Below are 13,942 nucleotides of genomic sequence, written 5' to 3'. Positions count from 1 at the left end.
TTTAACCACGTGTAATAAACGCATCCGCATAGCCAAATCCTTGCAATTCAGACTGCAGTGACTTGGCATCATCAAAGGATTCAAAAGGCCCTACTTGCACACGGAAGTTCCCTGCGGCAGCTAACACTCTAGCGCCATCGGTTAACTGATTACTTAACTGGTTACTAAGCGCTTCAGCGCGTTCAATAGCACTTAAAGACGCCACCTGAACATAAAGACCTTGGGCTGGCTTTGGCGCTGACATTTGTGTAACAGCAGCTTCAACAGGAGCAGCCATCACCACATTTTCAGATTCTGAGTAAGCGCTTTGCGGCATATCGTTTTGCTGAGCAGAGATTCCACGTGTGAAATCATCTAAGGTAAAACCACGCGGCCCCTCTACACCGCAAGCCATGCGAATACTGTCAGCCATATCCTCATAACCAAGCTCGCTAAGGCTTGGGATGTCATCTCGGGTGACTTGCAGGGTATGCATGAGCTGACCCATCGCAGCAAGCGTACGCGCCTGAGCCAATGTCAGATCAAACTGCGCATTGGAATACGCGCGACTGGCTTCAAAGAACTCGTTTTCACTGTCCAGCACGTCTAGCAACGTACGCTGGCCAATATCAAACTGCTGTTGATACGCGCCACGGACGCGATCAATCGACTGGCGATGCTCATTTAAATAACTAAGTTGCTCGTTCAAACGCTGAGTGTCGTTATAAGCAATTTGCGTCGTCTGCCTCACATTAGTGCAAGCGGTTTCACGCTGATTTTCAGCTTGTTCAATGCGTGTACTTGCCGCATTAAAAGCTGCTTGGTCGGAACCACCACGATAGAGGTTCATGCTAGCGACTAACTGAATGCTATGCTCGTCCCGACGACCTGCAATCGCATCATCCTGGTTATTAGTGCCTGTGCGCCCCTGAATATCCAACCGGGGCATGTAAGCGGCCCGAGCCCCCTCTAACTCTGCCCGCTGCACGGCAATGTTCTCAATAGCCGCGTGGAATTCAGGGTTACCCTGAAACGCCATTTCTACCGCTTGGCTAACATCCTCTGGTAACTCATTTGCTAATGAAGGAGCTGGCAGCATATTTTGCGCGGGTAGCGTGCCTACAATACGCTGAAAACGTGCCGTTACATCATGGAGATTGGACGCCTCGGTCATAAGATTCGATTCAGCCAGTGCTAGGCGGCCGCTGATTTGCTCTAAATCAACACCGCGCCCCGCTCCAGAAATAGTCCGCTCTTCAATTTGGCTAAACACACGCTGATGCTCTCGGTAATTATCTTGTGCTAAACGGACAAGTTCACGATGCCGAAGCACATCAACGTAGGCCCTAAAAGCCTCTAGCGTTATCTCTTCACTTGCACCGAGTAATTGAAAATATGCAATCAGCCTAGCACGGTCTAAACGCTCAACTTCACTGCGGGTAGCAAAACCATCGAACACCATTTGGGTAAGTGTTAATTCTGCGAAATCAGAGTTATAGCTGCCACGACCGTCATTTTGCTGATCTTGCCGACCCACCCCAGCACGTACATCAATTGACGGCAGGTAATTGCCCCTTGCCCCCCTTGCATCACTACCCGTGGCACTAAAGTTAGCCCAGGCAGCATTTACTTCAGGGTTAGTAACAATGGTTTGCTGGATGGTGCTTGGCAAGTCAGTGGCACCCGGTGCGTATAAGCTCGCTGGAAGCGATTGTGCAAGCGCTGAGAGTGGCACGAACGCCAGGGTAGTGACCGTTAACGGCCGAAAAGCGTGTTGTGAAAATAGTTTTTTTAATTTCAAAGTGACGTTGCTTTTCATGGTCATCATTCCCTAGTGAACGTTTGGGGCTACGCGCCTGCACTTTTCAGCACTTTTAGAACCGCTTACTGGCTTTTACATACAGCTCAGCCAAAAGAACTAGCTTGCTAACTAAAAACCTCATAAATAAACATCGTTTTAGTGAGGTTAGCTCAATTTAATCGCGCTAGCACTTCCACCCTTCCATCAAACCAAAAGTCACAAAAATTTACAATAAAACCATTAAAAAAACATTACCTCTTGATACTAGTTTGCCCATGCCCTGGCAGCTGCTGAAGCGCCAATCCCGATAAAATTAATGCTAATCCCACAAGCGTAGAAGCCAACAACGGTTCACCAGCCACGAGATAGAGAAGCAACAATGAAACAGGCGGGGATAGAAAAATCAGATTAGACACCTTAGCTGTACGAGAGACTTTTTGAACCGCCATTTGCCAAAGTATGAAAGCGATGCCCATTTCAAATAGTCCCACGTACACACCTGCACCAATGGCTGGCCAACCAGGCCACTCAAAGCCAGGGCCCAAAAGCAATAACACCGTTAACACAGGCAGCCCAACGCTAAAATTCTGCCATTGGCCAACCAGGGGTTGACGCTTGTCCTTAGTATTTAGCAGCCAATAGAGCGCCCAAAGCAGTGTCGATGACAGCGCCAACACCACGCCTAATGGGTCTTCAAACGCAACGTCGATCACCTGCCCCCGTGTCGCAATTACCCATACGCCGGAATAGGCCACTAAACCCGCCAAAACGTCTAACCGCGTCAGCCGTTGACCCAGTAGGGGAACGGCTAAAAATGCCATGGCAAGCGCCCAGGTATAGTTCAGCGCCATCGCTTCTTGCCCTGGCAACCGGTCGTAAGCCCCGAAAAGAGCCAGGTAATACGCAACTGGATTCATCAACCCTGCCCAGGCGGCGGTCTTCCAGCCACTGCGTAAGGCCGATGCAAGGTTGCCTTGCTTAATCACTACCATGCCCATCAGTGCCCATGACACCAGGGCGGCCAGCCACATAAGCTCCAGAGGACTCATCCAGACAAGGGCCACTTTGAAAGCAGTCGCAACCGTTGACCATAACGCAACGGCACCTAACCCATAAAAAATGGCCTGGCGATCCTGATTCATCGATCTACATGCCCAAGGTTAAGGCTCGGCTCGATATGGTCTCTTACCTGTTGCTTTAGCGATTTAATGTCAGGGAAACCGCCATCACGCTGACGCTCCCACAGCAATGTGCCGTCACACCATATTTCAAATGTGCCACCATGGGAGGGTGAAAGCGCTACTTCAGATAAGCGCTCGCCAAAGGTGGATAGCAACTCCTGTGCGTACCAAGCACTGCGAAGCAACCATTGGCACTGGGTACAATAACGAATATGAATTCGCGACATACTGAACTCCGTGAGCTGTTAAAGCGTGTATGTTATTAAGGTGTCATAGCCGGGCATTTTGTCACCATCCATCAGCAACCGCCAAGGACCCCTAATGGCTGAACACAACGTATCTCAATCACGTTTATACGAGTGGCTGACAGGGGACGACGACAGCCGCATGTGTGATGACATCCCTGAAGAAGCCTGCGATGAACAGCCTCGTAACTTTTTCAAGCATCTCATCGCATCGCTAGGTAATAAGCTGGCCGACGAGCTGTCCAGCGCTCGCTTGGTGTTACCGTGGTTAATGGGCATTATCGGTGCGCCAGTTTGGATGGTGGGCCTTTTAGTCCCTATTCGTGAAGCAGGCGCGCTGCTGCCGCAGTTATTTGTGGCGGGCTTTATTCGCTTACGGCCACAACGTAAATGGGCGTGGGTAGTCGGCGCTGCTCTACAAGCCCTGGCCGCCTTTGCTTTAGCACTGCTTGCCTTAATGGGCAGCGGCTCTTTGGGGGGTATGTTGGTGCTGTTCGTGCTGGTATTGCTTGCACTGGCACGAGGACTATCATCCATTGCCACCAAGGATGTATTGGGCAAAACCATTGCCAAGCGGCGGCGTGGCACACTAATGGGCTGGAGTGGCAGCGTAGCAGGTGCTGCCACGCTGGTGGCTGGCGGGGTACTGATGTGGTTCGGAGACCGCCCCGGCAATGTGGCTCTCGCCATTTTGCTTAGCGTGGCAGGTTTGGGGTGGCTGCTTAACGCCTTTTGCGCAGCCCGTATAAAAGAAATCCCAGGCGCGGTCGAGGGTGGCGAAAATGCCTGGGACAGCATTAAGCTAGGCCTCTCGTTAATGAAATCAGACCCCACTTTTTTACACTTTAACCTCTCCCGCTCTTTGCTCCTATCAAGTGCTTTGGCTCTGCCCTACTTAGCCCTTCTCGGCCAACAGCAGAGCGGCACTGAACTAGGGGGGCTGGGGCTGTTAGTGGTGGTGTCTGGCATCGCTGCAATAGTAGCAAGCCCTGTATGGGGCAAGCGGGCTGACCAGTCGAGCCGCCGTGTGATGCGCGACGCTGCCATCGGCACAGTACTATGCTGTCTGCTAGGGGCTAGTCTTGGCTGGCTACCCGGGGAATGGACCCAAAGCGTGTGGCCTTATGCGGTTATTTATGCCTTGCTAGTCATTGTGCACCATGGCGTACGCTTAGGGCGTAAAACTTACCTCGTTGATATGGCGAGCCAGGATAACCGCGCGCTCTATGTTGCTCTTTCTAATACACTAACAGGCGTTTTAATGCTTATCGTTGGGGGTATCATTGGCGCCATTGCGCAGTGGCTAGGCAGCGCTCTGTTACTGGTGATACTTGCCGTGACTGCTTTCTGCGCCATGCTCAGCGCCCAGCGTTTACCTGAAGTAGAATAGCGCTATCGGTACTCTTTTTAGCATTCGCTTACGTTAAGGTTTGTCAATCGCCTTAACCCACCCGAATAGTTAACCTCAATAGTAGCAATAGTGGTTTGCAAAGCATGGCAACGCTCGCCATGATAGGGAGTAGATAGCGGTGGCTAGTTGGTTTTTTTGCTATTTTTGCTTTGTTAGCGAACATGAAATGCAGCATAGTCCCGCATCAAGAGATTTCCACAAGGCAAGCCCCGCGTTGACTTACAACGTCATGGCTACGAAAGAATGAGAGCGGCAACAGGAACCCATTGATGAAACGATCTCCTTTAATTAGCCCTGAGCTACTCGAACGCATTGTTGACGCTTCAGAAGATGGTATTGTCGTTGCGGAGCAGGAAGGCGACGAAAATATACTCATCTATGTAAACAAGGGGTTTGAACGCTTAACCGGCTATAGTGCTGATGAAATTCTTTACCGCGACTGCCGTTTCTTACAAAACGAAGACCGCGACCAAGATGCCTTAGCATCCATTAGGGACGCCCTGAAAGATGGTCACCCCTCGCGAGAAGTGCTGCGCAACTATCGTAAAGACGGCACCATGTTCTGGAATGAATTGTCGATCACACCAGTCTATGACGAAGCCGATAACTTGATGTACTACATTGGCGTACAAAAAGATGTTACTGAGCGTGTAGAAGCGCAGCTAGCGCTTGCCGCGCTGCAAAAGCAGCAGGAGCATGCCAAATAATATTATTTGAGCGAATTTAAAAAATTGCGCTTGATCTTTGACCCAAGCAGCGTTATATAGCGGCTAAGTACTTATGAAGCAGTACAGAGTGCTAGGCGCTTCTTATCTAACTAACGTTTAAGCAACGTAAGATAGGAAGCCATTGTGATGCCGGCGCGCCGGCTTGGGTTGGAGGGCATACCATGAGCCGTGACCCCTTAAATCGTGAAACCTACACCACCGAGACACTTGACGCTGACGAGTTTGAAAACTTGGACGCTGTTAACGATGATCATTACGGTAAAAGCAAACCCAGCAAAGCAGATACCCTACGCGCTCGACGCCAAGTTGAAGCTTGGCTGGAAGAGCGGCGACTGCAACGTGCTATAAAAGACGACTGGGAGGAAGAGGAGTAGCTGATCGCCAATATAGCCGGCCGTGCACATAGCGCTATCAAGCCCGGGCATCAATGATTACTATTATTTATTTCAAAACCCTCTAGGTATTTCTTGTTCAGCCGTTACCTTCTTGATGCTTCGCTTTGTCCAGAATAGCCGCAGCTTTATCGCTATTCTGGCCTTTGTGCGCCCTGAGCACTATCATCTAAGCCTAACGCCAGCACTCAGTGGCGTCTCTTTTTTCCATCAACCTAACGGATCTCCATGGCGCAATACGTATTCACCATGAACCGGGTTGGCAAAGTTGTGCCACCCAAAAAGCAAATTCTCAAGGATATATCGCTATCATTCTTCCCTGGCGCCAAAATTGGTGTACTCGGCTTGAACGGTGCTGGTAAGTCCACACTGCTGCGGATCATGGCCGGTGTCGATAAAGAGTTTGAAGGTGAAGCTCGTCCGATGCCTGGCATCAATGTGGGCTACCTCCCCCAGGAGCCGCAGCTCGATGACGAAAAGAGTGTGCGCGACACTGTTGAAGAAGCATTAGGCGCTATTAAAGAAGCCCAAGAGAAGCTGGATGCCGTTTATTCTGCCTATGCCGAACCTGATGCTGACTTTGATGCCCTAGCCAGTGAACAAGCGCGCCTTGAGAACATTATCGAAGCCGCTGACGCACACAACCTTGAGCGAAAGCTTGAAGTTGCAGCCGAAGCCCTGCGCCTTCCGCCCTGGGATGCCAAAGTAGGCAACCTATCCGGTGGTGAGCGCCGTCGCGTAGCGCTTTGCCGCCTGCTGCTCTCCAGCCCAGATATGCTCTTGCTGGATGAGCCTACTAACCACTTGGACGCAGAATCAGTTGCCTGGCTGGAGCGTTTCCTCCACGACTACAACGGCACCGTAGTGGCTATCACCCACGACCGCTACTTCCTTGATAATGTAGCTGGCTGGATTTTAGAGCTGGATCGTGGTCAAGGCATCCCGTTTGAAGGCAACTACTCTCAGTGGCTTGAGCAGAAGGATCAGCGCCTCTCTCAAGAAGCGAAGCAAGAAGCCACCCGCCAAAAAGCGATTAAGCAAGAACTTGAGTGGGTACGCAGTAACGCTAAAGGACGCCAAGCTAAAAGCAAAGCTCGCCTTAACCGTTTTGAAGAAATGCAGTCAGGCGACTTTCAAAAGCGTAACGAAACCAATGAAATCTATATTCCACCTGGCCCACGCCTAGGGGATAAGGTCATTGACTTTCACAACGTGGCTAAGCGCTTTGATGACAAACTGCTCTACCAAGACCTGTCGTTTAGTATTCCTCAGGGCGCTATCGTGGGCATTGTGGGCGGCAACGGTGCAGGTAAATCGACACTGTTTAAGCTAATCACAGGCAAAGAGCAGCCTGATGCAGGCGAGGTGGTAATTGGCGAAACGGTCAATATCGCTTATGTCGAACAGCTTCGCGATGCACTGGATGATAAGCAAACCGTCTGGGAAGCCGTCTCCGATGGCCAAGATGTTCTCAACATTAACGGGTATGAAGTTTCATCACGCGCTTACGTTGGCCGTTTCAACTTTAAAGGCAACGACCAGCAAAAGCGGCTAGACGAACTCTCCGGGGGTGAACGTGGCCGTCTCCAGCTTGCACAAACGCTGAAACAAGGCGCAAACGTGCTGTTGCTGGATGAACCCTCTAATGACCTGGACATTGAGACTCTACGGGCACTTGAGGAAGCGTTATTGGCTTTCCCTGGCTGCGCCATGGTGATCTCACATGATCGCTGGTTCTTAGACCGTATCGCGACGCATATTCTGGCATTTGAAGGAGACTCTGAAGTAGTGTTCTTTGATGGCAACTACACAGATTATGAAGCTGATCATAAAAAGCGGGTCGGCAACGATACACCTAAGCGAATGAAATATAAGCGCATTGATGCCTAAAGAATTATTACTGGCCCATACCTAGCTTGTAAAAGGGCCTATGCAGCAAAAAGCCCCTGGCTATTATATATAGACAGGGGCTTTTTGTTGTTCTCACATTACGTCACTTCAACGACGCCGACCGGTAAAAATCGATACCAAAAACAGAATCAAAAAGATTGCAAATAAAACCTGAGCAATAGTTGAAGCTACCCCAGCGATACCTGAGAAACCTAATACACCCGCAATAATGGCGATAATTAAAAACAGCATTGCATTGCCTAGCATCGTCTTACTCCTTTTCCATGGTGACGTTTCTGCTATAGCCGATAGTAATCCTGTCATCAGAGAATACGCTCGAAAGCATATTTATCTCAGCGCTTATAGGGCACTTTTCTCTGCCTATCGACTACTTACCCTCATAAGGTTTGGCTATAAAACGCTATCCGTCAAGGACAAATATCCGCCAACCCTACGCATAATAGGCAATTTTCATAACGCCACTGGCCAGCAGACCCACTCCCCACTTGATCGGCGTGGGAAACCGGGTGCCACTAGCCTCAATAGCAAGCCGAGCATGATGGCCGTTATCCGCCGACATTTGACGAAAAAGGGGACGAGAATTATGGTCATCAACGGGCAATTGGGTGGACTGCTCACTGAGTTGCTGGCTCATTAATTCTTTTGTAACCGCCGTCATACCCAAACCAAAACGGTCACCGATAGCGCCTGCTGTTAATCCCAGCCCAAGAGAGAAACCATACCAAACGGGCGTAAAGTAACTTGTGCGGCTCTTAAGCTGGGCAAGCCGCTGATGGCACCAGGCAAGATGGTCCAGCGTTTCCCCGCGCAGTGGCTCAATTTGCCGACGTGAAGCCGGCAGTTTAATAAGCGCCATTTGCCCTTGATAAAACCCCTGAACACCTACTGTCGCAATATGGGCCGCCCGTACCAGCCCGGCAACATGTTGACGCTCAAACTCATCCAGCGTCACTTCAGCAACAGCAGCGGCTGGGTTGATTCGGCTTGCCACAACGGCATTAGGTACCAGGGTACGTAAGGCACTATCCATGTGAGCAATTAGACGATCTGAACGGCTCAGCTGACGCTCCATCATAACGCTTACTCCGTTAAGCAGTGTTGTGGGCGACGTTACCTGCCCTGCTAACCTGCAGGCCACGTAAATTGGCGCCCACCCATTAGATGCATATGAATGTGATAAACCGTTTGGCCCCCCATTTCATTACAGTTCATGACTACACGATAGCCATCATCGGCAAATCCTTGCTGCTTAGCTAACTGAGCAGCGGTGTACTGTAATCGACCAATAATCGCCAAGTCACCTGACTCAATATCGTTTAGCGTTGCAATGTGCTTTTTAGGGATAATGAGCTGATGAGTAGGCGCTTGAGGGCTTATGTCATTGAAGGCGAGGACATGTTCATCCTCAAATACGATATCGGCGGGAATTTCACGGTTAATAATTTTGCAAAACAGGCATTCCATAGCGGCCTCCTTCATTATTGTAATAAAGCGAATTTCAATACAACAACACGTTCAAACGTAAACCAATAGGCTAGCGAAAACGGCGTTGAGCGAGCAAATGACGCACCAAAGGCGCTAGTATCAACTCCATCGCCAGCGACATACGTGCCCCAGGCACTACCAAGGTATGTGGGCGGGTCATAAAGGCGTCTTTAATCATCGCTAATAACCAAGGGAAGTCTACCGTTGATGGGTCCCTAAACCGTATGACCACGAACGACTCTGCATCCGTTGGAATATCCTGCACCTCAAAGGGGTTTGAGGTATCTACCGTAGGCACCCGCTGAAAATTAATGTGTGTACGGGAGAACTGCGGCTGGATATAACGCACATAGTCATCCATACGCCCTAGAATAGTATCGATGACCGCTTCTTGAGAGTAACCACGGAGCTTCGTATCACGGTCAATTTTCTGGATCCATTCCAGGTTCATGGTTGGCGCGACACCCACTAACAAATCAACATGGCGCGCAATATCATACTCCTGGGTCACCAACCCGCCATGCAACCCTTCATAAAAAAGCAGATCCGTGCCACAAGGTAGGGACTGCCACTCGGTAAAGGTGCCCACTCGATACCCTGCTTCGATTTTTTGCTTATCTTCGGCATGAATATAGTGGCGGAAAGTGCCGGTTCCGTGTTCGCCGTACTCAACAAACAGCCCTTCTAGCCGATCAAGAAGATTAGCCTCCACTGCAAAGTGAGATAGCTCATCTTTGCGCTCTGGCTCTTCACGGAACATACGCTGCAAATCATCACGGGTATAACGATGAAACGCATCGCCATCCACCATAGCAGCATGCACATCTTCACGTAGGAACATGCGCTCAAAGCTACGCCTAACCGTGGTGGTTCCCGCGCCTGATGAGCCAGTTATCCCAATGATGGGGTACTCCCGGGACATTAGGTTCCCCTCGCCTGGGCTAAGGCCTGTTTAACGCTCTCAGGAACATCCACAGGCCGCCCAGTCGAAAGGTCCAGCAGCAGCTGATTCACCCTGGCGGTCGCTACTACTTTATCCTTTTCAGCGTTGCGAATACGCTGGTAAACCGTGAGTGCTTTGCCGGTCGGCTCGGGTACCGCCGTATCAATAACCAGTGCATCAGGCCAGCGTGCTTCATATTGATACTGAACCGCCAAATCCACCACCACGCTGGGATACCCCTGCATGTCCCACTCCGGCAAGCCAAGTGCCGCGAAGGCGTGCACCCGCGCTTCGTGGAGCAACGACACCAGGGCATCGTGCCCCAAGTGTCGCCCGTAATTCATATCGGTTACTCGTACCGTTAAGGGGTGACGATGAATAACCGCTGCCGCAGGAAACTCCAGCGTAACTCGCTCCATGCATGACTCCTTATCGGTGAAAACAGGCGGTAAAACGTACTCTTTTGATTCGTGTTCACTCTTCCCGAGCAATGGCACGAAACGCAATATCCCGTCGATACTCTGCGCCATCCCAGTGAATCTCACTGACACCTTGGTAGGCCAGTTGCTGCGCAGCAGATACGCTCTCTCCTAACGCGGTAACACACAGCACTCGGCCGCCAGCGGTGGCGATACTGCCTTGATCGGTTTGCACGGTTCCTGCATGGAAAACTTTACAGTGTGTTTTCTCTGCCGCTTCCAACCCCTGGATAACATCGCCTTTACGATAGCTACCCGGGTAACCGCCTGCCGCTATCACAACGCCTACAGCAGCCCGGCTATCCCATTCGCACTGCTTTCCGGCAAGCTCGCTTTTTGCTCCAGCCAAGCAAAGTGCAGCAAGGTCTGACTGCAAACGCAGCATAATTGGCTGTGTTTCAGGATCACCAAAGCGACAGTTGTACTCAATGACTTTAGGATTTCCTTCAGCGTCAATCATAAGCCCAGCATAAAGAAAGCCCGTATACGCATTGCCCTCTTTCGCCATGCCCCGCACGGTTGGCAGAATGACCTGCTCCATGATGCGTTCGTCTACTTCTGGAGTAACCACCGGGGCTGGTGAATATGCACCCATGCCACCCGTATTTGGGCCAGTGTCGCCATCGTAGGCACGTTTGTGGTCTTGGCTAGTGGCCATTGGCACCACGTTCTCACCATCCACCATGACGATAAAGCTTGCTTCTTCTCCCTCAAGAAACTCTTCAATAACCACGCGAGCACCCGCGTCCCCGAAAGCATTAGCATCAAGCATATCCCGAACCGCTGATTCCGCCTCCGCTTCACTCATCGCCACAATGACGCCTTTACCAGCGGCTAACCCGTCCGCTTTAATCACAATCGGCGCGCCTACTTCCGCTAAGTAAGCGAGCGCTGGCTCTACGGCGGTGAATGTTTGATAGTCAGCGGTAGGAATTTTATGGCGGGCCAAAAAATCTTTCGTGAACGACTTGGAGCCTTCCAGCTGAGCGGCCTGTTGAGTAGGACCAAAAATCGTTAGCCCTGCTGCCTGAAAACGGTCAACAACACCGTCAACCAAGGGGGCTTCAGGCCCTACTACAGTTAAACCAATTTGCTCGCGCTGAGCAAACGCGACTAATTCAGCCAAATCGGTCGCGGCAATATCAACATTGGTGAGGCCAGGCTCCGTTGCCGTGCCCGCATTACCTGGGGCGACAAACACCTGTTCGACATCACTAGATTGAGCCAATTTCCATGCCAACGCATGTTCACGGCCACCGCCACCTATCATCAAAACTTTCATGGTCGTCCTTCTTAAACGAGAGAGCGTTTATGGGGCGCATTATGCCACAACGCAGCCCCAAGTGGTCTTATGTGTAAGTAGAGGCTCTAACAGCGACAACGTGGATAAATAGCGGCTTATGAACAGTGGCGTTACGGCTTTTTATCCTCTTTAGGTTCCGGCTTCTCTTCGTCTTCCGGTGGCGTTGGTTGGTTGATAGCTTTTTGCCAAAAACGCATGTTCTCTTCCGCCAGCTCGCGCATAAACTCTATGGGCGAATGGCGCATGGCCTGCTTCCACTGGGTTTGCATACGTTTTTGCTGTTCCAGCATCAGCTGAGTGCCCTGCTCAAGATAGCGAGCCAAAGGTAGCGGAGAAGACATATCGTAAACACGAATCAACTGGGCCAACAGGTCATTAGAAAACACCTCTGCCTCGCTATCCGCTTGCTCCTGTTCGATAATAATCGACAGTAAAATCGTGCGCGTTAAGTCTTCACCGCTTTTAGCATCCTCGACGCGAAAAGGCTCTTCTTCAATAATCAAACACCGCAGATCTTCAAGCGTTACGTAACGACTCTGTTGAGTATCGTATAACCTGCGGTTGGCATATTTGCGAATTACGCGCACTGCGCATCTCCTTAAACGTGATAGAGGCTTTTGTCGCCGTTGCTGGTATTGTGCCTGCAACACACGCTCATGCAAGCCAGCTTAACCGATTAGCCGCGTTAAGCGAGCCTCTCTTATGACAATAGACGACCACCATGAACCTGATTCTGCTTGATCCCAACGACATAGGCGCTGACCACCATGTTCGCATTACCGATGCCCGCCGTCTCAAACATTTAATGGAGGTTAATCGCGCCACCGAAGGCGAAAGCTTCAACGTGGGCATTCAAGGCGGCAACATGGGCAAAGCCGAACTTATTGAGCTAAGCCATGAGCAGGCTATTTTCTCACTAGGCCAGTTAGAAGAATTACCGCCACCTCCCCTGCCCGTTCATTTGGTACTGGCACTGCCTCGCCCTCGCATGCTGGCTCGCACCCTGGAGCACGTCACTGCCCTAGGGGTAAAACAGATCACTCTGCTGCACACCAAGCGGGTAGAGAAAAGTTACTGGCAGTCGCCAGAGCTTCGCCCGGATAAAATACATCAGCACCTGTTACTCGGCCTTGAACAAGCCAGAGATACTCAGCTGCCCACCATCACCCTAAGTAAAGGCTTTAGGCCGTTTATTGAGGTGCAGTTGCCGGCATTGCTGAATGAACGGCGTGGCTTAGTCGCCCACCCCGGCATGCCAAACCCATGCCCTAGAGGCATTAGCGATGAAACGCTGCTGCTTGTTGGCCCAGAAGGGGGATTCATAGGGTGGGAAGTAGAGCAGTTGCTTGCCGCAGGCTGCGAGGGCATGCACCTAGGCCCTCGCATTCTGCGGGTCGAAACGGCAGTTACAGCGCTGTTATCACGGCTGTTTTAAGAACAGTTTTAAAAGGCTATGAGACAGACGACCCTGCGCCTGTGATTACACACTCATTAGGTCTGCTCATCGTCAGGGTCGTAAGGCACGTGCTCTGCATTATCCCCACACTTAGGGTTTTGCAAAAACGTACTACGTACATCAAGCAAGCCTAAGTGACTGATCGTGCGGCGGCCTAAGAGCAGTGGATAGATCATCTCTTCGCGATCACGCAGGCTAAACTGCTCTTCGTAAATTGTATCGCCCATACAGACATCCATCAGTACTACTGGACGTTCATCGCGCCCCCCGGCGCCTCGCACCGTAAGCTCGCGATAGAGTGGACGCTCAATTTGATCGCTAAACGTTTCACCACTCTCTTGATCTTCGAGCTTTAGGCGAAAACGTACCCACTCTTCGCCCGCTTTTTCAAAAAGCTCGATATCACGTGCATCCATCGATGACGTAAGGGCGCCACTATCCAACTTCGCCTTAACCGCAATACCCCAAGGCTCGATAGTGGCATTTTCAACCCAACCAAAGACATCAGGCTCCTCAGCGGTAGCGTTGGTACTTATCGTTAAGGTACCGACCATTACCGTAGTTGCTAATGCGCCTGCCCATGTCGCGCCTAAAAACGTTTTACCCATTGCATCTCGTCCCTGTTGAG

16 protein-coding genes are annotated in these 13,942 nt (G+C 51.0%); 5 read left to right on the top strand and 11 right to left on the bottom strand.

The genetic code is table 11. The annotated features are described in order from the left end of the window. Nucleotide 1: 1 nt before the first annotated feature. From P8S54_RS16580 to P8S54_RS16570, 3 genes are all read right to left on the bottom strand, one after another. On the bottom strand, nucleotides 2-1,798 hold the full coding sequence (locus tag P8S54_RS16580) for a TolC family outer membrane protein (protein ID WP_281442611.1): 1,797 nt from the start codon (nucleotides 1,796-1,798) through the stop codon (nucleotides 2-4). 233 nt (nucleotides 1,799-2,031) lie between these two features. Beyond that, nucleotides 2,032-2,922, bottom strand: a complete 891-nt coding sequence (locus tag P8S54_RS16575; RefSeq protein WP_281442610.1) for a DMT family transporter — start codon at nucleotides 2,920-2,922, stop codon at nucleotides 2,032-2,034. Further along, nucleotides 2,919-3,188 (bottom strand): SelT/SelW/SelH family protein, encoded by a 270-nt coding sequence (locus P8S54_RS16570; protein WP_281442609.1) that lies wholly within the window; start codon nucleotides 3,186-3,188, stop codon nucleotides 2,919-2,921. Before P8S54_RS16570 ends, P8S54_RS16575 begins: the two co-directional genes overlap by 4 nt. Before the next feature lie 94 nt (nucleotides 3,189-3,282). Between P8S54_RS16570 and P8S54_RS16565 the strand changes: the two genes are divergently transcribed. The 4 genes from P8S54_RS16565 (at nucleotide 3,283) to ettA (ending at nucleotide 7,627) form a co-directional block, all read left to right on the top strand. Continuing rightward, nucleotides 3,283-4,596 (top strand): MFS transporter, encoded by a 1,314-nt coding sequence (locus P8S54_RS16565; protein WP_281442608.1) that lies wholly within the window; start codon nucleotides 3,283-3,285, stop codon nucleotides 4,594-4,596. A 290-nt stretch (nucleotides 4,597-4,886) separates the two neighbouring features. Beyond that, a complete protein-coding gene (locus P8S54_RS16560; RefSeq protein WP_009097057.1) occupies nucleotides 4,887-5,324 on the top strand; it encodes a PAS domain S-box protein in 438 nt (145 codons plus the stop codon). 182 nt (nucleotides 5,325-5,506) lie between these two features. Continuing rightward, nucleotides 5,507-5,719, top strand: a complete 213-nt coding sequence (locus tag P8S54_RS16555) for a hypothetical protein (RefSeq protein ID WP_281442607.1) — start codon at nucleotides 5,507-5,509, stop codon at nucleotides 5,717-5,719. Between the two features lie 246 nt (nucleotides 5,720-5,965). Beyond that, nucleotides 5,966-7,627: an energy-dependent translational throttle protein EttA gene (gene ettA / locus P8S54_RS16550; protein ID WP_009097061.1), complete on the top strand. Its 1,662-nt coding sequence runs from the start codon at nucleotides 5,966-5,968 to the stop codon at nucleotides 7,625-7,627. A gap of 108 nt (nucleotides 7,628-7,735) precedes the next feature. Here ettA and P8S54_RS16545 read toward each other — a convergent pair whose 3' ends face one another. From P8S54_RS16545 to phaR, 7 genes are all read right to left on the bottom strand, one after another. Then, nucleotides 7,736-7,894: a DUF1328 domain-containing protein gene (locus P8S54_RS16545; RefSeq protein WP_009097063.1), complete on the bottom strand. Its 159-nt coding sequence runs from the start codon at nucleotides 7,892-7,894 to the stop codon at nucleotides 7,736-7,738. Between the two features lie 184 nt (nucleotides 7,895-8,078). After that, complete coding sequence (locus P8S54_RS16540; RefSeq protein ID WP_281442606.1) at nucleotides 8,079-8,723, bottom strand: demethoxyubiquinone hydroxylase family protein; 645 nt, start codon at nucleotides 8,721-8,723, stop codon at nucleotides 8,079-8,081. A gap of 47 nt (nucleotides 8,724-8,770) precedes the next feature. Beyond that, nucleotides 8,771-9,112: a histidine triad nucleotide-binding protein gene (locus P8S54_RS16535; protein WP_281442605.1), complete on the bottom strand. Its 342-nt coding sequence runs from the start codon at nucleotides 9,110-9,112 to the stop codon at nucleotides 8,771-8,773. Between the two features lie 70 nt (nucleotides 9,113-9,182). Continuing rightward, nucleotides 9,183-10,055 (bottom strand): phosphoribulokinase, encoded by an 873-nt coding sequence (locus P8S54_RS16530; protein ID WP_009097071.1) that lies wholly within the window; start codon nucleotides 10,053-10,055, stop codon nucleotides 9,183-9,185. Next, a complete protein-coding gene (locus P8S54_RS16525; protein ID WP_009097072.1) occupies nucleotides 10,055-10,495 on the bottom strand; it encodes a thioesterase family protein in 441 nt (146 codons plus the stop codon). The genes P8S54_RS16530 and P8S54_RS16525 overlap by 1 nt, the downstream gene beginning before the upstream one ends. 55 nt (nucleotides 10,496-10,550) lie before the next feature. Beyond that, nucleotides 10,551-11,837 (bottom strand): phosphoribosylamine--glycine ligase, encoded by a 1,287-nt coding sequence (gene purD / locus P8S54_RS16520; protein WP_281442604.1) that lies wholly within the window; start codon nucleotides 11,835-11,837, stop codon nucleotides 10,551-10,553. Between the two features lie 131 nt (nucleotides 11,838-11,968). Beyond that, complete coding sequence (gene phaR / locus P8S54_RS16515; protein ID WP_009097075.1) at nucleotides 11,969-12,445, bottom strand: polyhydroxyalkanoate synthesis repressor PhaR; 477 nt, start codon at nucleotides 12,443-12,445, stop codon at nucleotides 11,969-11,971. Between the two features lie 134 nt (nucleotides 12,446-12,579). Between phaR and P8S54_RS16510 the strand changes: the two genes are divergently transcribed. Then, nucleotides 12,580-13,293 carry a 16S rRNA (uracil(1498)-N(3))-methyltransferase gene (locus P8S54_RS16510; RefSeq protein WP_281442603.1) on the top strand — a complete coding sequence of 238 codons (714 nt, stop codon included), beginning with the start codon at nucleotides 12,580-12,582 and terminating at the stop codon, nucleotides 13,291-13,293. 56 nt (nucleotides 13,294-13,349) lie between these two features. Here the strand turns inward: P8S54_RS16510 and P8S54_RS16505 are convergent, their stop codons facing one another. Beyond that, nucleotides 13,350-13,922, bottom strand: coding sequence for an ATP-dependent zinc protease (locus P8S54_RS16505; RefSeq protein WP_281442602.1), 573 nt, complete (start codon nucleotides 13,920-13,922; stop codon nucleotides 13,350-13,352). Between the last annotated feature and the right edge of the window lie 20 nt (nucleotides 13,923-13,942).

The organism is Halomonas sp. M1 (assembly GCF_029581375.1).
Classification (GTDB): Bacteria; Pseudomonadota; Gammaproteobacteria; order Pseudomonadales; family Halomonadaceae; genus Vreelandella.
This window is presented reverse-complemented; position numbering and strand designations above follow the sequence as displayed.